The 20,596-nt window shown below is 64.3% G+C and carries 29 protein-coding genes; 19 read left to right on the forward strand and 10 right to left on the reverse strand.

What is annotated here, in order from left to right; genetic code table 11:
• Window positions 1-331: 331 nt before the first annotated feature.
• Window positions 332-1,363, reverse strand: coding sequence for a hypothetical protein (locus tag ABIB95_RS05430; protein ID WP_354238132.1), 1,032 nt, complete (start codon window positions 1,361-1,363; stop codon window positions 332-334).
• 334 nt (window positions 1,364-1,697) lie between these two features.
• On the opposite strand from ABIB95_RS05430, the gene ABIB95_RS05435 reads away from it, so the two are divergent.
• Window positions 1,698-2,315, forward strand: a complete 618-nt coding sequence (locus tag ABIB95_RS05435; RefSeq protein ID WP_247311545.1) for a L,D-transpeptidase — start codon at window positions 1,698-1,700, stop codon at window positions 2,313-2,315.
• Window positions 2,316-2,382: 67 nt separating this feature from the next.
• On the opposite strand, the gene ABIB95_RS05440 is transcribed toward ABIB95_RS05435, so the two are convergent.
• Both ABIB95_RS05440 and ABIB95_RS05445 read right to left on the reverse strand, forming a co-directional pair.
• The gene (locus ABIB95_RS05440; protein WP_354238133.1) at window positions 2,383-2,814 is read right to left on the reverse strand and encodes a COG4315 family predicted lipoprotein; all 432 of its coding nucleotides are present in this window, start codon (window positions 2,812-2,814) and stop codon (window positions 2,383-2,385) included.
• Between the two features lie 121 nt (window positions 2,815-2,935).
• On the reverse strand, window positions 2,936-3,400 hold the full coding sequence (locus ABIB95_RS05445) for a MarR family winged helix-turn-helix transcriptional regulator (protein WP_354238134.1): 465 nt from the start codon (window positions 3,398-3,400) through the stop codon (window positions 2,936-2,938).
• 102 nt (window positions 3,401-3,502) lie between these two features.
• Between ABIB95_RS05445 and ABIB95_RS05450 the strand changes: the two genes are divergently transcribed.
• Together ABIB95_RS05450 and ABIB95_RS05455 are read left to right on the forward strand one after the other, a co-directional pair.
• Entirely contained in the window at window positions 3,503-5,425 is a 1,923-nt protein-coding gene (locus tag ABIB95_RS05450; protein WP_354238135.1) for an FAD-binding monooxygenase, read from the forward strand.
• A 239-nt stretch (window positions 5,426-5,664) separates the two neighbouring features.
• Window positions 5,665-5,892 (forward strand): hypothetical protein, encoded by a 228-nt coding sequence (locus ABIB95_RS05455; protein ID WP_224580733.1) that lies wholly within the window; start codon window positions 5,665-5,667, stop codon window positions 5,890-5,892.
• A 15-nt stretch (window positions 5,893-5,907) separates the two neighbouring features.
• Here ABIB95_RS05455 and ABIB95_RS05460 read toward each other — a convergent pair whose 3' ends face one another.
• Window positions 5,908-6,186: a DUF3551 domain-containing protein gene (locus ABIB95_RS05460; RefSeq protein WP_193560920.1), complete on the reverse strand. Its 279-nt coding sequence runs from the start codon at window positions 6,184-6,186 to the stop codon at window positions 5,908-5,910.
• Between the two features lie 111 nt (window positions 6,187-6,297).
• On the opposite strand from ABIB95_RS05460, the gene ABIB95_RS05465 reads away from it, so the two are divergent.
• Together ABIB95_RS05465 and ABIB95_RS05470 are read left to right on the forward strand one after the other, a co-directional pair.
• Window positions 6,298-6,504 (forward strand): hypothetical protein, encoded by a 207-nt coding sequence (locus ABIB95_RS05465; protein WP_167768232.1) that lies wholly within the window; start codon window positions 6,298-6,300, stop codon window positions 6,502-6,504.
• 88 nt (window positions 6,505-6,592) lie between these two features.
• Window positions 6,593-6,955, forward strand: coding sequence for a hypothetical protein (locus tag ABIB95_RS05470; RefSeq protein WP_354113124.1), 363 nt, complete (start codon window positions 6,593-6,595; stop codon window positions 6,953-6,955).
• Between the two features lie 12 nt (window positions 6,956-6,967).
• Here ABIB95_RS05470 and ABIB95_RS05475 read toward each other — a convergent pair whose 3' ends face one another.
• The 3 genes from ABIB95_RS05475 to ABIB95_RS05485 form a co-directional block, all read right to left on the reverse strand.
• Entirely contained in the window at window positions 6,968-7,537 is a 570-nt protein-coding gene (locus ABIB95_RS05475; RefSeq protein WP_354238136.1) for a TetR/AcrR family transcriptional regulator, read from the reverse strand.
• Window positions 7,537-7,881, reverse strand: a complete 345-nt coding sequence (locus ABIB95_RS05480; protein ID WP_014495640.1) for a DMT family transporter — start codon at window positions 7,879-7,881, stop codon at window positions 7,537-7,539. Before ABIB95_RS05480 ends, ABIB95_RS05475 begins: the two co-directional genes overlap by 1 nt.
• Window positions 7,882-8,103: 222 nt before the next feature.
• Entirely contained in the window at window positions 8,104-8,769 is a 666-nt protein-coding gene (locus ABIB95_RS05485; RefSeq protein ID WP_135216140.1) for an O-methyltransferase, read from the reverse strand.
• A 97-nt stretch (window positions 8,770-8,866) separates the two neighbouring features.
• On the opposite strand from ABIB95_RS05485, the gene ABIB95_RS05490 reads away from it, so the two are divergent.
• From ABIB95_RS05490 to pdxY, 3 genes are all read left to right on the forward strand, one after another.
• Complete coding sequence (locus tag ABIB95_RS05490; RefSeq protein ID WP_354238137.1) at window positions 8,867-9,499, forward strand: TetR/AcrR family transcriptional regulator; 633 nt, start codon at window positions 8,867-8,869, stop codon at window positions 9,497-9,499.
• Window positions 9,500-9,606: 107 nt separating this feature from the next.
• Entirely contained in the window at window positions 9,607-10,248 is a 642-nt protein-coding gene (locus ABIB95_RS05495) for an FMN-binding negative transcriptional regulator (RefSeq protein ID WP_354238138.1), read from the forward strand.
• Between the two features lie 144 nt (window positions 10,249-10,392).
• Window positions 10,393-11,211 carry a pyridoxal kinase gene (gene pdxY, locus ABIB95_RS05500; protein WP_038943789.1) on the forward strand — a complete coding sequence of 273 codons (819 nt, stop codon included), beginning with the start codon at window positions 10,393-10,395 and terminating at the stop codon, window positions 11,209-11,211.
• Window positions 11,212-11,216: 5 nt separating this feature from the next.
• Here pdxY and ABIB95_RS05505 read toward each other — a convergent pair whose 3' ends face one another.
• Complete coding sequence (locus ABIB95_RS05505; RefSeq protein ID WP_354238139.1) at window positions 11,217-12,542, reverse strand: hypothetical protein; 1,326 nt, start codon at window positions 12,540-12,542, stop codon at window positions 11,217-11,219.
• A gap of 307 nt (window positions 12,543-12,849) precedes the next feature.
• Between ABIB95_RS05505 and ABIB95_RS05510 the strand changes: the two genes are divergently transcribed.
• The 3 genes from ABIB95_RS05510 (at window position 12,850) to ABIB95_RS05520 (ending at window position 13,908) form a co-directional block, all read left to right on the forward strand.
• Entirely contained in the window at window positions 12,850-13,014 is a 165-nt protein-coding gene (locus tag ABIB95_RS05510) for a Flp family type IVb pilin (protein WP_166105775.1), read from the forward strand.
• Between the two features lie 208 nt (window positions 13,015-13,222).
• The gene (locus ABIB95_RS05515; protein WP_028161188.1) at window positions 13,223-13,477 is read left to right on the forward strand and encodes a hypothetical protein; all 255 of its coding nucleotides are present in this window, start codon (window positions 13,223-13,225) and stop codon (window positions 13,475-13,477) included.
• A 284-nt stretch (window positions 13,478-13,761) separates the two neighbouring features.
• Entirely contained in the window at window positions 13,762-13,908 is a 147-nt protein-coding gene (locus tag ABIB95_RS05520; protein ID WP_167541704.1) for a hypothetical protein, read from the forward strand.
• A 25-nt stretch (window positions 13,909-13,933) separates the two neighbouring features.
• On the opposite strand, the gene ABIB95_RS05525 is transcribed toward ABIB95_RS05520, so the two are convergent.
• Complete coding sequence (locus tag ABIB95_RS05525) at window positions 13,934-14,515, reverse strand: bifunctional transcriptional activator/DNA repair enzyme AdaA (protein ID WP_207794726.1); 582 nt, start codon at window positions 14,513-14,515, stop codon at window positions 13,934-13,936.
• 122 nt (window positions 14,516-14,637) lie between these two features.
• Between ABIB95_RS05525 and ABIB95_RS05530 the strand changes: the two genes are divergently transcribed.
• From ABIB95_RS05530 to ABIB95_RS05540, 3 genes are all read left to right on the forward strand, one after another.
• Window positions 14,638-15,054 (forward strand): nuclear transport factor 2 family protein, encoded by a 417-nt coding sequence (locus ABIB95_RS05530; RefSeq protein WP_354238140.1) that lies wholly within the window; start codon window positions 14,638-14,640, stop codon window positions 15,052-15,054.
• A gap of 76 nt (window positions 15,055-15,130) precedes the next feature.
• Complete coding sequence (locus ABIB95_RS05535) at window positions 15,131-16,051, forward strand: DMT family transporter (RefSeq protein ID WP_354238141.1); 921 nt, start codon at window positions 15,131-15,133, stop codon at window positions 16,049-16,051.
• A 94-nt stretch (window positions 16,052-16,145) separates the two neighbouring features.
• Window positions 16,146-16,547, forward strand: coding sequence for a VOC family protein (locus ABIB95_RS05540; protein WP_354238142.1), 402 nt, complete (start codon window positions 16,146-16,148; stop codon window positions 16,545-16,547).
• Window positions 16,548-16,567: 20 nt separating this feature from the next.
• On the opposite strand, the gene ABIB95_RS05545 is transcribed toward ABIB95_RS05540, so the two are convergent.
• On the reverse strand, window positions 16,568-16,918 hold the full coding sequence (locus ABIB95_RS05545) for a zinc ribbon domain-containing protein YjdM (protein ID WP_354238143.1): 351 nt from the start codon (window positions 16,916-16,918) through the stop codon (window positions 16,568-16,570).
• A gap of 317 nt (window positions 16,919-17,235) precedes the next feature.
• On the opposite strand from ABIB95_RS05545, the gene ABIB95_RS05550 reads away from it, so the two are divergent.
• From ABIB95_RS05550 to ABIB95_RS05570, 5 genes are all read left to right on the forward strand, one after another.
• Complete coding sequence (locus ABIB95_RS05550; RefSeq protein WP_354238144.1) at window positions 17,236-17,772, forward strand: helix-turn-helix domain-containing protein; 537 nt, start codon at window positions 17,236-17,238, stop codon at window positions 17,770-17,772.
• A 251-nt stretch (window positions 17,773-18,023) separates the two neighbouring features.
• On the forward strand, window positions 18,024-18,689 hold the full coding sequence (locus ABIB95_RS05555; RefSeq protein WP_354238145.1) for a cell envelope biogenesis protein TolA: 666 nt from the start codon (window positions 18,024-18,026) through the stop codon (window positions 18,687-18,689).
• A 66-nt stretch (window positions 18,690-18,755) separates the two neighbouring features.
• On the forward strand, window positions 18,756-19,037 hold the full coding sequence (locus ABIB95_RS05560) for a hypothetical protein (RefSeq protein ID WP_071914421.1): 282 nt from the start codon (window positions 18,756-18,758) through the stop codon (window positions 19,035-19,037).
• 230 nt (window positions 19,038-19,267) lie between these two features.
• Window positions 19,268-19,480: a hypothetical protein gene (locus ABIB95_RS05565; RefSeq protein ID WP_354121591.1), complete on the forward strand. Its 213-nt coding sequence runs from the start codon at window positions 19,268-19,270 to the stop codon at window positions 19,478-19,480.
• A 179-nt stretch (window positions 19,481-19,659) separates the two neighbouring features.
• Window positions 19,660-20,505, forward strand: a complete 846-nt coding sequence (locus tag ABIB95_RS05570) for an FkbM family methyltransferase (protein ID WP_354075775.1) — start codon at window positions 19,660-19,662, stop codon at window positions 20,503-20,505.
• Window positions 20,506-20,596: the final 91 nt, after the last annotated feature.

Genomic DNA, 20,596 nt, shown 5'->3' on the forward strand with positions numbered 1-20,596 from the left:
ACGTCCCGGATGATACCACTGAGTCGATATTTTCGAATGAACAGGTCGCGCAATCTCTGTGCTTATGGCGCAGAAATCATGTGCAGCATTTGTGCGCGTTAAGATTTTATTAAACATGTCGACGTGATCATAAGGCATAGAATTGCAGCAGAACCGGGCTCCGGGAACCGGCAGCTGCAAGAGAAGGCCGGCGGCATAAATCCCGACGGCCTTTTCTCTTGACGGAAGACGATCGAAATATCGGTCTCCGTAATTGCCCGGACTCAACGCGTCGCATCGACTCGGACAGCTTGGACGACGTCGCGACAGCGACGCTGCGTCGGCGCCTGATCTAGCGCAGCGGCATCGGCGGACGCACGACAGGTCCGTCGTCATCGGCAACGGCTTGCGTCGTGGCGACCGGGGCTGCTGTCGGCGCGACCGCGGCAGCCTGCGAAGGTGCAGGCGGCGCGGGCGAATAGGCCGGCATGTAGGTTTGCGACACGACCGGCTTCGGCTTGCGCACCGGAGCCGCCGGAGACCGCGGCGGGAGCGTGGACACACGCGCGCGCGGATCGACCGGCTTGGCCTCAGCCACCGGCTTTGGCGCGGGCGGTTTCGCCATCTCGCGCGCGATCTGCTCCTGCCCGGCCTTCAACTCGGCGATGTTGGCCTTGAGCGATTCGATCTGCTGCGCCATCGCTGCGAGATCGCGCGTCATCGATTGGACCGATTGCGCGGGATCGGGCTGTGTTGCGACAGGTGCTGCTGCTGCAACCTGAACCGGAGGCGGCGGCGCAGGTTGAGCAGATTGATCGGTCGCTTGATCCGTTACGGCTGGCTCCGCGGGCGGCGCGGCCTGCGCGGCGGTGACGGGCGCGGCGGTCACCGGTGCCGCCGTTCGCGATGTCGAAGGCAGCAGCGAGGTCAACGCAGTCAATGCTGGTTTCCATTCGTCGAGCATCTGCCTGGCCGTGTCGCCATGTTTCTCCCAGGCGACAGTGGCGGCCGCGCTTCCGCCCGCAAACAAGATCATGACGAACGCGCCGCGCAGCCATTTGCCGGCGGAGGATCGCTTCTGCCGGCGACCATCGCTGGCGGCGACGCGCACGGCGGTGTCGACCGAGGGCGCTGCCGTCTGCGGCTCCAAGACGGGACTGAATTTCGGCTCCGGATTAATGGTGCGCTCCGGCGCGAACTTCGGATCTATTTTCGGCTCTGGACGGGTTGCGATCTCAGGGGCCAACGCGGGCGCACCACTGATGGGGCGCGAAGCCAGCACCATATCGGGTGAAATCTGAATGGCGTCGTGCGGATCGTTGTCCTTGACCGTGTCCTTCACGATCTCATCGACGATTTGCCTAGAGTTCAGCGTCGCGAGCATCGCAGCTCCTTTGAAGTCCGAGTGTTTAAAGTATGGGCGTCCGCATTGGCGCGAGCCGATCTGTCGAGGTGAACCCATCCCAAATCCGATGAGTCAGCACGATACCCACGAGTCCAGTCGGGTTTGACCAAAGCAAGGCGAGGGGATGGAGACTGTGCGACGCTTCTCCGCCGTTTGTGGTGATGGAACCAAGCCAGTCGAACACGGGCACGTGTTCCGCATTGCCTTGTTTTCAGCACGATTTGGGCAGCATCTGGCGTCGCTGGGAGCGCAACTATCCGCTATCGGGGGGCCGGTGGTGCCAAAATCTCTAATCGTATTGTTCGTCATGGCCATGCTTCCGCTCGCCGGCTGCATGCAGACGACGCTTTCTCCATCGACGGATGCGAGCATGACGCCGCGCGACCGGCAGTTGCTTGCGCACACGCCCTACGCGCAGGCGAACGTGCCTGAGCAATATCTCCGTCATATCGTCGACTATCCGCGCAAGGAGCAGCCGGGCACGATCCTGGTCGATACCGATGCGCGCTACCTCTATTTCGTGCTGCCCGAAGGCAAGGCGATCCGCTACGGCGTCGCGGTCGGCGAGGAAGCCATGGCCTTCTCCGGCGTCGCGCGTGTCGGCCGTCTGGCGGAATGGCCCGACTGGGTTCCGACAGCGGAGATCCAGGCGCGGCTCGGACCCTATCCGGCGCGCGTCGCCGGTGGCCCCGCCAATCCGCTGGGCGCGCGCGGCATCTATCTCTACCTCGGCAACAAGGACACGCTCTACCGTATCCACGGCACCAACCAACCGGAATATATCGGGCAGGCGATCTCGTCCGGCTGTATCCGGATGCGCAACGAGGACGTGATCGATCTGTTCGACCGGGTGAAGCTGAATGCGACGGTGGTGGTGCTGCCGCCCGGGCAGAACGCGCGGGTCGCCGCGGGGTCTAGCTGGCGCGGGTAAGCGCGGTGCGATCGGTCATTCCACTGCTCACGAGGCCTTCGTCGTGGGCAGGGTTGCCGGTTGAGACCTAGTTCTCAGGCCGGGCGACGCGCCATTGCAACGTCGTGGCATTGCCGTTGGCATCGCCTGGCGTCTTGTCGGCCGGCGAGGTGTAGAGCGGACGATAGCGGTACGCCCACATCTTGCTTCCGTCGTTGCGACTGATCACGGTGAAGTCGCCGATGGCCTTGGCGTCGACCGTAGCGGATAACGGTACCCAGCTCTCGGTGCACTTGCCGTTGCAGTTCGACGTCTTGCCGGTGGTGTCGCGCTCGTAAGTGTAGAGCGTCATGCCCTTGAGGTCGACGAGCGTGGGACCCTGCTTGGTCAGGACCACCTTCGCCGGTGCGGTCGTGGCCTCGGGCTTCGGCGGTGCAGGGTCGCCGCCGCCATGGCCGTTGGCAAGCACGGGACCGGCCGAGAGCGCGATGGCTGTCGCCGCAATGAGGAACCTGAACATCCGAAACTCCCGAGCGGCAAAGTTAATCGCGCGTTAAACGCCGAATGCTGCCGACCGTATCAGCCGAAGGTTAGTTCCTGGTTTCGCGGCACTGCGACAATTACGGATAGAAATACGGGATTCATGCTTCCACCCCGCGCAGCGGGGCGCGGCTGAGCTCGTTGCCGGCGGCAATGGCCTTGCGCAGCAACCGCATCAGCTCTTCACCTTCCTTCGCGCTGAGACCGCGCAGCATGACGCGCTGGGCCGACTCCACCGCCGGAGTGATCTTGCGCAGCGTGCGTCGGCCCTCGTCGGTGATTTCGAGCTCGCGGGCGCGGCGGTCGCGGCTGGAGGCGCGGCGCTCGGCAAGGCCTTTCTGGACGAGGCGGTCGATGACCCCGGTGATGGTGGTGCGGTCGTAGGCGATCAATCCTGCCAGCGTCACCTGGTCGAGCCCCGGATTGGCCTTGATGGTCGCAAGGGCCGCGTATTGCACCGGCGTGAGGTCGAAGCCGGCTTCGCCGACCTCGGCCAGAAACACCGCCACCGCGATCTGCTGGAACCGGCGCGCCAGATGCCCGGGCATGTCGTTGTTGTCTTTCACCGAATTCTCCGTTGCGGCAGGGAAGGCGCGGATCGTTGACAAGTATACTGATAGTCAGCATACTGAGCAATATCGAAGAAGACGTTGACGGGAGAGGTGCTCATGCAATTCCATCTCAATGGATTTCAGCCGGGCGATCCTGAAATCGCCGATCCCGCCGAACGCATTCTGGCTTCGGGCGCAGCCGGGGCCGTGCCTGAAGAGGTCGATGTCCTCATCGTCGGCTGCGGCCCTGCGGGCCTGACGCTCGCGGCCCAGCTTGCGCAATTCGGCGAGATCAAGACCTGCATCGTCGAGCAGAAGCCGGGCCGTTTGCTGGTCGGGCAGGCCGACGGCATCGCCTGCCGCACCATGGAGATGTTCCACGCCTATGGGTTTAGCGAGCGCGTGCTGAAGGAAGCCTATTGGGTTAACGAGACCACGTTCTGGAAGCCGGACGAACGGAAGCCCGAGACGATCGTCCGCAGCGGGCGTGTGCAGGATGTCGAGGACGGGCTGTCTGAATTCCCGCATGTCATCCTCAACCAGGCGCGCATCCATGACGGCTTTCTCGATGTCATGCGCAAAGCTCCGGCCAAGCTCGAGCCCTATTACAGCCGCCGCCTGCTCGATCTCGTGGTTGATCCGGCGGCGGGTCCCGCCAACCATGCCGTGACGGTGCGCCTCGAACGTGCCGATGCCGGCAATGAGGGGAAGGTGGAGACGATCAGGGCGCGCTACGTCGTCGGCTGCGACGGCGCGCGCAGCACGGTGCGCAAGTCGATCGGCCGCGAGCTGCATGGCGATTCCGCCAACCACGCCTGGGGCGTGATGGACGTGCTGGCGGTGACCGATTTTCCCGACATCCGCTTCAAGGCCCTGATCCAGTCGGCGAAGGACGGCAGCCTGCTGATCATTCCGCGCGAAGGCGGCTACATGGTCCGCCTCTATGTCGAGCTCGCAAAGCTCGATGTCGGCGAGCGCGTCGCCAATCGAAACATCACCGCCGATGACGTGATCGCGAAAGCGCGGCGGATCCTGAAGCCGCACACGTTGGATGTGAAGGAGATCGCCTGGTGGTCGGTCTACGAGATCGGCCAGCGCCTGACCGACAAGTTCGACGACGTTCCGGAGGCCGAGATCGCCTCGCGCCTCCCGCGCATCTTCATCGCCGGCGATGCCTGCCATACCCACAGCCCGAAGGCGGGGCAGGGCATGAACGTCTCGATGCAGGACGCTTTCAATCTCGGCTGGAAGCTCGCCGCCGTCCTCCGGGGGCAGTGTGCACCGAGCCTCCTGCATTCCTATTCGGCCGAGCGCCAGGCGGTGGCGAAGGAGCTGATCGATTTTGACCGCGAATGGGCGGGCATTCTCGCCTCCGCGGCCAAGGCCGGTGGCGCCGATGCGGCGAAGACGCAGGATTATTTTGTGAGGCACGGGCGCTACACCGCCGGCACGGCGACGCATTACCGCTCTTCGCTTCTCACGGGCGCGACATCACACCAGCATCTTGCCGAAGGCCTCGTCATCGGCACGCGCTTCCATTCCGCGCCGGTCATTCGGCTCGGGGATGCCAAGCCTGTCCATCTCGGCCACGCATCGCAGGCCGATGGCCGCTTCCGCATCTACGCGTTTTCGCCCGCGGAGGATCCCGCCGCCGCGGGATCGGCGATCCGCGCGCTGTGTGATTTTCTCGCAGAGGCCCGTGAATCGCCGGTCCGTCGCCATACGCCCGCTAGAGCCGACATCGATAGCGTGATCGACCTGCGTGCCGTCTTCCAGCAGGATCATCGCGCGCTCGCCGTGGAGGCGATGCCGGCGCTGCTGCTGCCGCGCAAGGGGCGACACGGCTTGATCGACTACGAGAAGATGTTCTGTCCGGACCTCAAGAGCGGCCAGGACGTTTTCACCATGCGCGGTATCGATCGGAGGGCTGGCTGCATCGTCGTGGTGCGCCCCGACCAATATGTCGCGCAGGTTCTTCCGATCGACGCTTTTTCTGCGCTCGCGGCGTACTTCGACGCGTTCATGCTGCAAGCGAGCTGACGCTCAAACAGCCCTGGCGTTGCCAACGAAAGCCCGGTCCTCGCGCCGGGCTTTCCGTTTGGTTCGAGTCAGGTTCCCGGCTTGTCCAATTTAAGAAAGTTCTTCGCGGGCAGATTTCATCGATCGTAATATGTGTACTCAAAGCTGTAAGCATCCACTCGGGGCAGCGGGGCAACGGGAGGATGACGATGAGACAGAGCCAGGCGGAGACGCGCCGCCAAAATGTCGCGAAGCGGTCGATGACCAAGGAGGCCAAACAGCTGTCCAGCCTGATCGCCGGGCTGCGCAAATCCCTCGACGGGATTCACAAGGAGCGGACGAGCACGAAGCTCACCGGTGCCGAGATGGGCATGCTCGACGAGCGCCGCAACAACCTGTTGCTGACCATCGCAGCGCTGGACGACCGTCTCTCGGCGGTGCAGGGGCTGATCGATCTCGGCCGTCCCCATATCATTCGCGTCCACTAAGCGGATCGCGATACCTTAACGGTTCCGTCGCGGCGGCGATGGACCCGGGCCCGGTGGCCGGCTCCGCAGGGCATAAGGGTTGGCGTAGCACTGGGCGGACTGCCCGGAAGCAGTCGCGGCGCACTGCGTGATCGACGTGAAGCTGCAATCGATGCTGCTGCCGTCGATGGTGTAGATCTCGATGCAGACGGGATAGCGCGGATCGTAGGTCTGCGCCCGCGCAGGTGCGGTGGCAAGCAGCGCCACGCCAGGCAAGCCCGCGACAAGCAGAATCGCATTTCTGATGCTGCGCACGATCAATCTCCGTCGCTCAGTTGGAACCAGGGCACAATGCTGCCGTCGATGGCACCAAATTGCCACGCTCCCGGCGAATTGCCGCCAAAGCCCGCTGCCACGAGGGAGCGGGTGCAGGACGACGCAAGGGGATGCGCATTGGCCTATAAGATGGTCGCAGAACGCGACAATGAGAAGTGCAGTTTTGCCCGCGAGAGCCGGTTGCTCATCGTGGCGAAGGCAAAAGTATGGGCGAGCGAGGGATGGAAGGTCGTCATCACCGACCCGGACGGCAAGGCCTACACTCCGCCCGAATTCGATCAGCTGTTGGCGGCGTGACCGCGCGACGGGGCCGATTCTTCTTTTGACGCGTTTTCTTTACGCGAACCGGAATCCACTTCGCTCGAAAACGCTCTAGGGGGCGACATTGATTTCGCTGTTTCGACCGGGGCGCGACGTGATCGCGCCCCTGGTGACTCTCGCGGCCGCGGCGCTGACGGTGACGGTCGCGTCCGCGCAAAATCTCGATGCCGGCAAGCCGGCCGCAAAGCTCTTCGCGGACGGCTGCGCGACCTGCCATCGCAGCCCGCGGGGATTGGCGAAAGGGCGCTTTAGCCTGACGCTCGCCTGGTTCCTGAAGGACCATTACGTAACCAGCTCCGACTCCGCCAAGGCGCTCGCCGCCTATCTGGTGTCCGTCGACGAACCGCCGCCGCGCGCGGCGGCCAAGTCCGGTGCAAAGCCGGCCAAATCCGCGCCGCGTCCGCCCAAGGCGGTGCAGAGCCAATAGCCGTCGTTCCGGCTATCCGCGCCGATAGGTCTGTGCGATCAGGCGGTCGTGCACGGCACGCAAGTCCGCGCCCATGCGCGTCTGTCCCGTCGTGATGTATGACAGCCAGGCGCCGTCGGCGGCGAGGCGTACGACGTGGAGTTCGGGCGCCGCGTCGGTCGTACGGTGACGCTTCAGGCGCGCCTTCATCCAATCGTTCCAGAGCCGGCGCAGGGACGGATCTGTGACCACGACCATGCTCAGCGCCGCCCAGGGCGTCGCAAAGCCGAAGGCCTTGCCGGTGAAGACCGCATTGACATAGGCCCGCGTAAAGCTGCCGCGCGGCTTCGGGTCCGTTTCGATAGCGGCGTCGATCTCGGCATCGACGCGGGCGAGGAGATCGGCGAACAGGCCCTCGATCAGCGCCTGCTTGCTGCCGAAATGATGAAACAGCCCGCCCTTGGTGACGCCGGCCGCCGCCGCCACCGCCTGCACCGTGATCCCCGATACGCCGTGATCCATGGCGATCGCCGCGGCATGGTCGAGCAGGGCGCGCCGGACCTGCTCGGGCTGCTTGGCGCGGGTGTAGGCGCTGGCCGGCATCAATGCGCCGTCGTCTGCGAGAACAGGTTGATGACCACGACCCCTGACACGATCAGCCCGATGCCGACGAAGGCCGCGGCGTCCAGCATCTGGCGGAACAGCACGAAGGAGACGGTGGCGGTCAGGATAATGCCGACGCCACCCCAGATCGCATAGGCGATGCTGAGCGGAATGACCCGAATCGCCACCGACAGCGCGTAGAACGAGGCGACGTAGAACAGCACCATGGCCAGCGTCGGCCATGGCCGCGTGAACTGCGCGGACTGCTGCAGGAAGGCGGACGCGGTCACCTCGAAGACGATGGCGAGGGCAAGCGCTGCGTAGGCATTGAAGGCGGAGGTCATGGCGAGCTCAGATGTGGCGCGCGAAAGATACCGCGCGGTAGGTATGTTTAGCACGCGGAACATGGCTTTTGGCGGGTGGAGGTATCACGTGTGAGTGACGAGCCTGCGACAGGCCGGAGCCTGTTGGCGGCGGTTTGCCGGAGTTTTGGCTGTTTCGCCGAAAAGACGAAGCCGCCGCGCGACAGATCGCACGACGGCTCAGAGTATCGATTTTATGCAGTGTCAGCTGATCCGTACGGACAGCTCGACGTCTTCGGCGAAGGGCGTGGACATGTAGCCGCTTGCGGGCCCGCGTACGCGCGCGAGATAGTCGGGGCTGTCGTCGGCATTGTCGGCGACGATGATCGCGCCCGGCTTGAGATGGCCTTCGACCAGATCGAGGATCTCCGGGTAGAGCGCCTTGGCGCCGTCGAGCAGCACGAGGTCGATCGTGTCGGGCAGATCGGCGCTGAGCGTCTTCAGCGCATCGCCCTCGCGGATTTCGACGAGATCGATCAGCCCACCAGCCGAAAGATTGTCCCGTGCCCGTGCCGCCTTGGACGGCTCGAACTCGCTGGTGATGAGACGGCCGCCGCCATTGTCGCGCAAGCCTGCGGCAAGGTGCAGGGTCGAGATGCCGAACGAGGTCCCGAACTCGACGATCGCCTTGGCGCGCGAACTGCGCGCCAGCATGTAGAGCAGGTGACCCGTCTCGCGCGAGACCGCGAGCGGTGCGTCCTTCAAGCGTCCGTAGAGGTCGCGGTAATCGGTCTTGCTCCGCATCATCCGCGCCCGGTCTGCGTCGGACAAATCGGCGACGGCGGCATGCGTTGCGCCCCTGGCTGCTTCGGCCTCGTCAAACAGGCGATCCAGCAGCGGCGCAAGCGTTGTGATGGTCGGGGTGGTCATTTGATGTCTCCGGAGTTCGCGAAGAAGCGCGTGCTTGCGCAGGGATTGAAATACGACTAATTCGTCGCATTTCCTATTCGCATTGTCCGAGCACACCATGGCCGACCGCCGAAGCCGTTCAATTTCCTCACGAAAACAGCCGCAACAGGCCCGATCGAGCGGGCTGGTGGCGGCGATTCTGGATGCCGCTGTTCAGGTCCTGGCCAAGGAGGGGGCGCAGCGTTTCACCACGGCACGGGTGGCGGAGCGGGCCGGTGTGAGCGTCGGATCGCTCTACCAATATTTTCCGAACAAGGCGGCGATCCTGTTCCGCCTCCAGAGCGACGAATGGCGGCGCACGAGCGAGCTGTTGCGCGGGATCCTCGCGGATGCGGCGAAGCCGCCACCGGCGCGGCTGCGCGCGCTGGTCCACGCCTTCATTCGTTCCGAGTGCGAGGAGGCCGCGATCCGCGTCGCACTCAGTGACGCTGCACCGCTGTATCGCGACGCGCCCGAGGCGCAGGACGCCCGGGCAGCCGGCGAGGGGATCGTCGCCGCGTTCATGCGGGAGGCGCTGCCGAAAGCCTCGGATACGACGCGTATCCTTGCCGGCGAGCTGATCACGGCGACGCTGAGCGAGGTCGGCAAGAGTTTTTCGGAAGAGACGCGGAGCGAGACGGAGATCGCGGCCTATGCCGATGCCATGGCCGACATGTTCTGCGCCTATCTTGCGACGCTGGCGCGGCGCTGAGGCATTGCTGACATCGGCGTTTGCGGGCCGATTATTCTTCAGATCTTGCCGGCTGGTGGGTTAGCCTTCGCTCGCCATTCCCTATTCGAGCCATTGAGACCCGTGCCATGCATGTGCTTCGCCCCCAGTTTCGCATCGAGGAGCAGCGTGCGCTGGAATTTGCCGGGCAACGCGGCTTCGGCATGATCGTCGCGGCGGACGAGCACGGTCCGCGGGCCTCGCATGTGCCGTTCGTGCTGGTCGAGCGCAACGGGCAGGTGATCGTGCAGATCCATTTCACCGCCAAGAATCCGCTCGTGTCGCTCGCAGACGGCACGCGGCGCTTCCTGCTGATCGTTGCCGGCGACGACGCCTACATCTCCAACGACTGGTACTCTTCGCGCGACAATGTCTCGACCTGGCTCTACGAGGCCGTGCACCTGTCGGGCGTGGCGCATCTGCGCGAACTGGACGAGAACCGCGGGCATGGCGATGCGCTGCTTGCGGTGTCCGAGGCACGGTTGCCGAAGCAGCCCTGGGACCTCGCGCAAATGGAGCCGGGCAAGCGCGAGAGCATGCTGGCTGCGATCCGGGTCGTCGATCTCGTGGTCGACACGGTCGAGGGGCAGGCCAAGCTCAATCAGCACAAGAGCGATGCGGACCATATCGCGGTCGCCGACCGGCTGGCGCGGTCGGAGGAGACGGGGCACCGGCGGCTGGCGCGGAAGATGCAGGCGCTGCGGCCGGGGCTGGGGTATGAGACGCTCTAAACTTGTAGCCCGGATGGAGCGCAGCGTAATCCGGGATTCATGCCGCGATCTGAGAACCCCGGATTGCGCTTCGCTCCATCCGGGCTACGCCAGCCGTTCCTGCTACGCTTGCTTCGCTCAGCATTTGATCTTACGGACCTCTCAATGCTCGTCATCTCCATTCAAAGCCAAGTGGTCCACGGCCATGTCGGCAACAGCGCGGCCGCCTATGCCATGCAAGCGGAGGGCGTGAACGTCGCGGCGGTGCCGACGACGCTGCTGTCGAACCATCCGCGTTACCCGACGTTGCGCGGGCGGGTGCTGGAGACCGAACTCGTCGCCGATCTCCTCAAAGGCGTCGAGGAGCGCGACCTCGTCGATGAGGCCGCGGTGCTCGTCACCGGCTATCTCGGCTCGCCTGGCAACGCGGCGGTGATCGCCGACTTTGTCGAGCGGGCGCTGACGCGGAATTCGAAACTGGTCTATCTCTGCGATCCCGTGATCGGCGATGACGGCCGCGTCTATGTCGCCGATGGCATTCTGGACGTGGTGCAGCACCGGCTGTTGCCGGCCGCCAACCTGACCACGCCGAACCAGTTCGAGCTCGAGCTGCTGTCGGGCGTCACGATCGCGGACACGCAGGGCCTGCGCACGGCCTGCGCGGCGCTGGCGGGGCAACGTCGGATCGACGTCGTCGCTACTGGCTGCACGCTCGCTGACACGGCAGAAGGGCAGGTGGAGACGATCCTGTGCGCCGACGGCCAGCTGTCGCGCTTTGCGACGCCGCGGTTGCCGATCCGCCCCTCAGGCACCGGCGATCTCCTTGCCGGCCTGATTGCGGCGCATCTGGCCAAGGGCAAGGCGATGCAGGCGGCCGTGCGGCTTGCGGTCGAAACCATCTTTGCGGTGCTGGTGCGCACGCAAGACGCCGGCACCGCCGAGATGCGCCTCGTACCGCTGCCGATCCCCGGGCGGAAGCCGTAACAGGGTCAGGTCGCGCGCTTGGCCGCCGATTGCGCCGACTTCTGCGGCTTGGCCAAACCCTTCTGCTCGCGTGCGGCGTGTGTCTTTCGCAGCTTTGCGTGGGCCGCGGCCCGCGTCACCTTCTTGGACCTCACGTTGGCCGCTTCCTTGTGGTCTCCCGTGCCACGCTTCGAGATGTATTCCTTGCCGTCGACCGGGCCGACATGCGGCGGATCGCGGCCGAGATAGGGCCGGCCGATGCCGAATGCCTTGCCGTTGGCGTCGACCCACTTCCACAGGATTTCGGTCGAGACCCAGCGCTGCGCGCGGTTGTTGCCCTGGGTGCTGACGATGTCGGCCGCCATGCCGTGGCCGTAGCCACCGCGCGTGCTGCCGCCATGATAGGAGCGGTCGGAGGCGGCCTTCAGGCCGCTCGCGATCGACTGGCGGTAGTCGTCGCGAAACGCGCTGGTGATGCCCGGCGACAGGCCGGCGGCCTCTGCTGCGAGCATCATGCGAAACAGCTTTCGTTTGAAGCTCTTGTCCATGCCGCCGATGACGTAATCCATCATCGGCATGCTAGCGCGCTCGGCCGCTTTCGGATCCTTCCAGCCAAAATCCTGATCGACCAGCTTTGTGAAGCTGCGCATCACCGTGACCATCTTGCCCCTGCGCTTGATGGTGACGGGGCGGCGATCCTCGACCTTGATCGAATCCTCCTTCGCGGTGCGCTGATAGAGCGTCCACAGATAGCGGTCGATGCAGGCGTCCATGACAAAGCACTCATCGAGCACGGCGACGGTATCGGCCGGCGGCGACGGCATGCTCGCGGCAGGCGCTGGGCCGGTCGCGATCGCCGCGGGCGACAACGCATCTGTCGTTACAATCTCGGTGGGATCGGCGGATGCGAGTTTGATCGCAGGCTCCGGCGCCGGTGCGGCTTCTGCCGGTGCAGCCTCGCTGAGGATGGGCGGCGGGGGTTCAGGTGATATCTGTAGTGCCGGCGGCGCCTCCGCCGGCAAGATCAGCGCCGGATCGGCCGAGGCGAGCTTGACGACGGCGGCGGGCATCTCGGCTGTTGTGGACTCGGGGGCCGGATCCGGATTCGGTGTCGCAGCGACAGCGGCCGCGATATCGGCGGTCAGGGCGATGCCATCCTCGATGGCCGCAGCATGCGGGACGTCGGCGAGCTCGAGCCGGCCAAGATCTTTCGCGCGCGACACGGCGGCAGCATTGGCGCTGCTTTTCTCGATGAGGGCCGGAGCGGAGGCGGACAGGGAGAGCACCAGCCAGCCGGCGAGGACGGCCGAGGGGCACGAGACCGCCACCAGAAGAGACCGCCGATCATTCATGATCCCTGCCTCCAAACGGTTCTGTTCGAACCAATCTTGCACAGCCAGGCACGCGACGCGTCGATTGTTCGGAGGATGGTGTGGCGGCGCAATGGCGCAAATGGGCGAAACGGGGCTTTTCGGGCGGGTGTTGCCGAGGTGCAACGCAAGTTCCCTGCGGTTTCAGGCGCGGCAAGTGGCTGAAAAGCGGCAGCCATTCATTGTCATCAAATTGAAAGGATTGAATTTACTCAATCTTGGATTGCGGCTTGGTATCTCTCCCGTGCCGGCAACGTGCGGTAGAGTTGGAAGGATGCGAGTTGTGAAATTGAAATGCCTGTTGATTGAATTTGCCGCCGATGAATCCGGCGCCACCGCGATCGAATACGGTCTGATTGCAGCCGGTATCGCGTTGGCGATCATCGAGATCATCTATGCGCTCGGCACCAATCTCGTCGCAAAGCTGCAATCGCTGGCGACGGCGTTGAAATAAGCCGCGTGGACGCGGGGGCATGTGCTCGGTGGCTGACCGCCGCCCATAAAAGCGTCATGTCGCGTCCGGCGGGGCTTCGACCAAGCGCTTGTGCGCATTAAACATATTGCCATGCAGCGGGCGCGCTGTTGCAATGCAACAGAGCATGTCGCAATGCAGCAAAACGCGCTTAAATGTGCTCCGAACCTTCCACTCAGGAGCATCACCAATGAACAAGAAGACTCTGTCGATCGCCGCCGCCATCCTGACGATCGCGGGCAGCACCGCGGCCTTCGCCGCCGAGCTGCCGACCTATGAGGCCAACGGTTTTCCGGTCTCCCCCCTGCAGGTGCGCGTGCTTGGTGCCGCGCATGTCGAGCAGCAGGCAACCGTGCCGACCACGGTCGCTTCGGTCCACCAGGCCCGCGTGCTGACGCCGCGCAAGGTCAAGACCGCGGATGTCACGACGGGCACGGCCCGCTGATCTCAATCGCTTGAAGACATGAAACAGGCTCGTCTCCTCCCGAGCCTGCATGGACCGCGTTCCCTATCCGGAGCGCGGTCTTTTTTTTGAGAAGCGAGCCACGTTCTGGCGCGGCCGTGCGCGGGTTGAGAAAGCTGCGGCAAGAAAAATCGCCGTCGCGCGCCGATTGTGGACGGCCGTTCAAGACGCGTGTGATCTCTTTAATAGTTGCTTTGCAGATCGCGGCGCCTGATGCGGGCGCCGCTCATTGGCGGCCAAAAATCGTTTTCATAATGGAGGGCGTCATGCCCGTTGCGCAGAAAGCCGTTATTGCCACCACCTCGCCGCGCGCGTTCATTCTCAGGCATCTTGCATTGTTCGCAGCCGCCGCGCTGTTCGTGTTCGTGCTGAGTCTGACCTACGGGCTCGATCTCAGCCCCGGATTTTTCTGAGCGAACTCGCGCAGCTCGATTCGGGCTACGCATGTTTCGATGAGCGCAGACTGGACGGCGATCTTCCATAGAGCTCGGCGAACGCGGCGTTGAATCTCCGCAGGCTGCCGAAGCCGGCCTGAAACGCGATGTCGGTCATGGTGTGTTCGCCGCCATCGAGCAGGCGTTTTGCGCGCTGGACGCGCAGCGTCTTGGCAAGCTGTTGCGGCGTCGCGCCGACATGGCGTTCGAACAAGCGCGCCAGGTGACGCGAGGAGATGCCGAGCCGCATCGCAAGCGTCACCACCGAATCTTCATCGAGCGCGCCCTCGTTGATCAGCTTCACCGCGCGCGCGACCGTCGAACGCGTGCCGTTCCAGGCCGGGCAGAACGGTGCGGTTTCTGGGCGGCAGCGCAGGCAGGGCCGGAACCCCGAGGCTTCGGCCGCAGCCGCCGTCGGGTAATAGACGACGTTGCGCGTCAGCGGCTGCTTGGCTGGACAGACCGGGCGGCAATAGATGCCCGTGGTCTTCACTGCGGTGAAGAAGCGGCCGTCATAGCGGGGATCCCTGCGCAGGCGCGCGGCGTTGCAATCGTCAAAACTCAGCATGGCCGGATGATAGCGCATGCCTGCGCGGGCGGAAGGGCCGCGGGATGACCGAGTCCGATTGTGGCGAGCCGCAACGCGCATGGCGGCCTAGAAGGCAGCCCTCGATGCAAGCCCCCTCAATACCAGTTCTGGAGCGCGCCGTGACCAGCCCGAAAGACATCGTTCTCAACGCCTGGAAGATCTTTTCGTCGCGCGATGCCGGCCGCATCGCCGCACTGTTCACCGATGATGCCGAATGGATCGCGCCGAAGGGCAACGCCACCGCCGTTGCGCTCGATCACACCGATCACATGGTGGGCGCGCAAGCGATCGCGCGCTTCATCGCGCAGGAGATGCACAGGATGTTTTCCGAGATCGATATCGCCTTTCGCGGCGTCTACGCCGACGGCGATGTCGTGATCGTGGAGGAGCGGATGCGTGCCACGCTTGCGGGCGGCAAGCCCTACGAGAACGACTATTGCTTCGTGTTCACGGTGGCCGGGGACCGTATTCGCGAAGTGCGGGAATACATGGACACGCGCAAGGGATGGCGGATGGTGTTCGGCGAGGAGGCATGATGGTTGGGCTACGCTGCGTGCCAGACCTGCAACGGCGTGGGTTGAGGCGGCTCACGCACTGACATAAGGCTTGCCCATGGATCAGCGAACGAGCGGCGCTGACGCTCTCATTCAGAAGAACGATGCGGCGCCGGCGTTACTCGGCGTCGTCTGCGGCCTGTCGGCTGCGCTGTTCTGGGCGCTGGGCTTTGCCGGCACGCGGCACGGGCTCAAGGTCGGTTTCACCCCGGTCGATCTGCTCGTGCATCGCTATGTCTGGTCGGGCATCGCGTTCCTGCCGCTGGTCGCACGCGCCGGCATCGGTGATCTCTGCGGCATCGGTTGGGGCAGGGGCCTTGTGCTGATGGTGCTCGGCGGTCCCGTGATGTCGCTGATCTCCTACACCGGATTCCTGTTCGTGCCGCTCGGCCACGGCAGCGTCATCCAGCCTTCCTGCGCGACGCTCGGCGGCCTCCTGCTCGCGGCGGTCGTGCTGAAGGAGCACATCTCCGCGTCGCGCCTTGCCGGCGCCCTGGTTATCGTCGGCGGCCTCTGCGTGATCGGCGCGGAATCGATCGGCCATATCGGAGCCGACGGCGTGCTCGGCGATCTGACCTTCGTGCTCACCGGATTCATGTTCGCCGGTTTTGGCGCGCTGCTGCGGCACTGGCGCGTCTCCGCCGTGTCGGCCGCGCTCGTCATCAACGTGCTGTCGCTGCTGCTGTTGCCGATCTATCTCGCCACCGTCGGTCTCGCCCATGTCGCGGCGATCGGTGTGACCGAGAATGCCATTCAGGCGCTGGCGCAGGGCGTGCTCGCCGGCCCCGCCGCGCTTTATCTGTTCGCCGTCTCGGTTCAGCGCCTCGGCGTCGCCCGCGCCGCCGTGATCCCGGCCTGCGCGCCGGCGCTGACGCTCCTGGTCGGCTGGCTGCTGCTCGGCGAGCCGCCGACGATGTTGCAGGTGGCGGGCCTGGTCACGGTGCTGTGCGGGTTCTATCTGGCGCAGCGGCAGCGGTGATCGACTAGCCTGGAGCGGAACCGAAGTCCGGGACCGAAAGGTGCGGCAACATTCCGGATTATGCGTCCACTCCGTCCGGGTTACGCTGCCCGTCATGACCATCCTGCTCAACATCGACGTTCCCGACGCAGCGCAAGCGACCACCTTCTACACCGCCGCCTTCGGCCTCACGGTCGGCCGCCGCTTCGGCACCGACTTCGTCGAGCTGCTCGGCTGGCCGGCGCCGGTGTATCTTCTGACCAAGCAGGCCGGCACGCCGGGCGCGGGCAGCGACCGCCGCCGCTACGAGCGGCACTGGACGCCGCTGCATATCGACGTCGTCGTCGATGACGTCGATGCCGCCGTCGCGCGCGCACTTGCCGCCGGTGCGATCCTCGAGGCGCCCGCGCGCGATGCGCCGTATGGACGGATCGCGATGCTGGCCGATCCGTTCGGGCACGGGTTTTGTCTGCTCGCGTTCAGCGCGAAGGGGTATGACGCGCTGCTGGAGGAATAGCTCGAGGGGACGCGGGCGGCTCAGGCTTTCTTCACGAACTCCGATTTCAAATTCATCGCGCCGATGCCGTCGATCTTGCAGGCGATGTTGTGGCCGTCGGTGGCGTCCTGGAGGCGGATGTTCCTGACCTTGGTGCCGCCCTTGACGACCGACGACGACCCCTTGACCTTGAGGTCCTTCATCACGATGACGCTGTCGCCATCGGCGAGCGCATTGCCATGCGCATCGCGCACGCCGGCCTCCTGCGCGACCGGAGTGGCCGCATCGCCCTCAGCGCGCCATTCATGGGCGCACTCCGGACAGACCCAGAGATCGCGGTCCTGATAGGCGTGCTCGGACTGGCAGTTCGGGCATTTCATCGATTCGGTCATTGCTTGCCTCGTCACCCCCTAGAGCCTTTCCCGTTCCGATGGAATCGGAACGGGAAAGGCTCCAGGTTTTTGTTTTGGCGCGTTTTTCTTTACGCGAACCGGTATCCACTTCGCTCGAAAACGCTCTCACGGGCGCGCCGCACGCATTCCGCCGGAAAAGATGGATTGGGAGCAAATCCTTTACCATGGCGTCCGGTCCCGGTTGAAGTGCCGGAGCCTTAGGAGTTCGGGAAAAATTCCGCGGTATCCATGTCCTGATCATACGGATGCGTCGGCTACGCCGTTCGACGCTGCCGCAAGCTTTGGGAGTCCAGGTCATGAGCGAGCATCGTGCCGCCGCCAGACATCAGACGTTGCGAACCGGGATTGTCGAGTTCGACAACGGCACCGGCAGCCTCATCAGCGTGCCCTGCACGATCCGCGATGTCTCCGGCACCGGCGCCCGCCTGCAGCTCAACTCGTCGCTATGGGTCGCCGAGCAGTTCACGCTGGTCTTCAGCAGCGGACTGCGCAAGGACTGCCGCGTCGCCTGGCGCAAGGGGAGACTGATCGGCACCGCGTTCGCCGACGGTTATGCGAGCCCGGACGAACAGGCCGTCATGATGACCGCGGACGAGCAGTCCCGGCACCGGCTCGGGATCGGTGCGCGCGTCAGAGCGGCGCGCGAGACCCGCGGCTACACCGAAGTCCAGCTCGCCGAGCGCATCGGCGTCACGCCCGCCTTTCTGGCGCTGGCCGAGAATGGCGAGGCCGACATTCCGCTCTACCAGCTGATGCACATTGCCGATTTGCTGATGGTCGGCCTCGACGGGCTCGTGGCAGGTCCGGCGCCTGAGGACGTCGACGCGGCGTAGGGAGACACCTCGCGGAGCTGTCCGCCAACAAAAATGTCGAAAACAACCCCATGCACCGTAGAAAACTCGCGTGATTTCAGGGGGCTGCGGGACCGAATATTGTGCTGCTCCGTCGGCAATTCCGGTCGTTGCTTGCCTCGGATCAATTTCGGTGATCCCGAATAAAATTTGACTCGTCGGGCAAAACAGGGGCACTATGGCATGGTGGCGCCGGTGCGAGGGAGAGGTGCTTCGCCGGGCCGCGGGGCGACATGCCGAAAGACCTGAAGAGAAAACTGAAGACCTACCAGACCTCGCTCGGCTTCTACGACCAGGCGGTCGCCGCACCCTCGATGAAGGCGGCGCTGGAGGCCTGGGGCGCGAGCTCCAACCTCTTCCATCAGGGCGCCGCGAAGGAGACCGACGACCCCGACATCGTCGCGGCGACCATGGCGAGCCCGGGCGTCGTGCTCCGGCGCCCGGTCGGCTCCGGCGGCCCGTTCACCGAGAGCGCCGCGCTGCCGACCGATCTCGCCGACGATGAGGCCAAGCGAAAACCCAAACCCAACTCCAAGTCCAAGCCCGAGTCCAAATCCGAGTCGAAGCAGCGTCCGGCCAAGGGCGTAACAAAACAGTCACGCAAGATTGACGATCAAGACGCGCGCAAAGCCGCCGCGGCGTTCGAGAAGGAAGAGCGGCGGCGAGACGCCGAGCGACGCAAGGAAGAGGCCGCCCGCGCCAAGGAGCGCGCGCGCCGCGACAAGGAGGTTGCCGCAGCCCAGGCGGCGCTGGACAAGGCGAGGCGGGAGCACGACGTGAAGGCGGAGGCGATCGAAGCCGAGCGTGCCGCGCTCGACGAACGCGCCGAGGCCGAGCAGGGCCGTTGGGACAAGCAAAGGAAAAAGCTCGAGGAGGCTCTGCGCCGCGCGCGCACGTAGCGCGAGCGAATTTAGCTTGCCTTGCCTTGCGTCCTTTTGCACTCTTCCAGGGAAGGAGACCAACGCATGAAGATCATCACCGCCGCGTGTGCGCTCGGAACGGCCCTGGTGCTGTGCAACCTCGGGATATCGGGCGCTGAGGCCCGGACGCGGAAGGCCCAAGTGGTTCGCGAACCACAGCAGAGGCTTATCGTCACGGCGCCCGTGCTCAGGCCGACGCCGTGGGATTACTACATTGTTCCACGATATCGTTATCGCCCTGAAGACGACCGGGTCGATCCGAACGGCCCGCCCTATGTGTCGTCATGGGTCCGCTATGAGGGATGGCGGTGGCCGTACTGGTGGTAAAGGCCGCCGACGGACGCGGAGCGGAATAGACGGGAAGCGAAGCCCATCGATAGCTGTCGCGGCACGATGGGTTTCGCAGGCGCTCCACCCATCCTGCGCGCTGCTCCTCGAGGCATCCCCGAGACGTGCTATGCTCCTGGGCGGGAGGAATCAGCATGAGAGTCCCTACCGCGATACTCGCCCTGCTTCTTTCAAGCCCGGCCGCCGCCCAGGAGTGCCAGACATGCTCAATGGCCGACGCCTGCATGAAGGAGTACCTCAAGGCGACGTCGGAGGCCCAAAGGGCCACGAAGCAAGCAATCCGGGACTGGAAGCAGAATCTGGACCGAAAGGCCTCCGCCGAATTGTCCAGCAGAGGCATACTCGCATTGCAGGACGCGATGGAAGCGCAGGTTCGTTCGGAGCTGGAGCGGCTGAAGGAGTGCCTGGCGAAGATCAGGTAGGGCGCAAGCGCGCGGCGGAAAGCACCCGCATATAGGGACGGGTTGAGCCTTTGCGAAAACGCACGATCTTCGCGGCTGGCAAGACACTGGTTAAGACACTGGTTGCGCCTTCTTCGCGGCAAGCCTCGCATAAGCACGCGTTGGGATAGTGGCATCTCCGAGTTAGAGGAGATTCTGCAATGCCGATCGCAGGGCAAAAGCTGGCCTTTGTCATGGCCTCGTCCAACCATGGAACGATGATCGTCAATCGCTTCGACTATCGCATGGTCGCTCCCGACCGCGGCTACGGCGTGGGGTTTCAGATCCTCGAAACGGCTGCTTTCGATCCAGTCGAGGTCAAGATAGCTCTCGAACTGCTGGCACTACGACGGCGGTACCACGGTGACGGGGTGGTCGCCATCGACTGTGGCGCGAATATCGGCGTCCACACGATCGAATGGGCTTCGTTGATGACGGGCTGGGGTTCGGTGGTTGCGATCGAAGCCCAGGAACGGATCTACTATGCTCTGGCGGGCAACATTGCCATCAACAACTGCTTCAATGCGCTGGCGGTGCATGGTGCCGTTTCCTCCGAATCCGGCACGATGAAAATTCCACATCCAAACTATTTTGCGCCTTCCAGCTTCGGCAGCCTGGAATTGCGGCAGCGCCCGAGTAACGAATTCATCGGTCAGCCGATCGACTACACCAACAACACCGTCCTCATCCGAAAAATGACGCTGGACGAGCTCAACTTGCCGCGAGTCGACTTCATCAAGATCGATATCGAGGGCATGGAGATGGAGGCCCTTGCGGGTGCTCGGGAGACAATCAAAAAGTACCGCCCGATCCTCCTGATCGAAAAAATCAAGACGGATAACCGGCAACTCGAGCAATGGCTCAACGACAACGGCTACCGGTTCATGGGTCTCGACATCAACATTCTCGCAGTCCATCAAAGCGATGAGTGTTGGAAGGATATCAACGCGCCTCAAAGCGCCGGCCAGCCCGCTGAAGCGCGCGCCCTCGCGACAATGAATGTCTAGCCCGGATATCTCACAGCCGGGCGTGTAGCGATCCGATTGTGAGCGGGGAGCGAGTTTGCGGGGACGGGAGGTTGGTTTGGACGCCTGGGTC

The sequence above is a fragment of the Bradyrhizobium sp. LA2.1 genome (genome assembly GCF_040547725.1).
Taxonomy (GTDB): Bacteria; Pseudomonadota; Alphaproteobacteria; order Rhizobiales; family Xanthobacteraceae; genus Bradyrhizobium; species Bradyrhizobium barranii.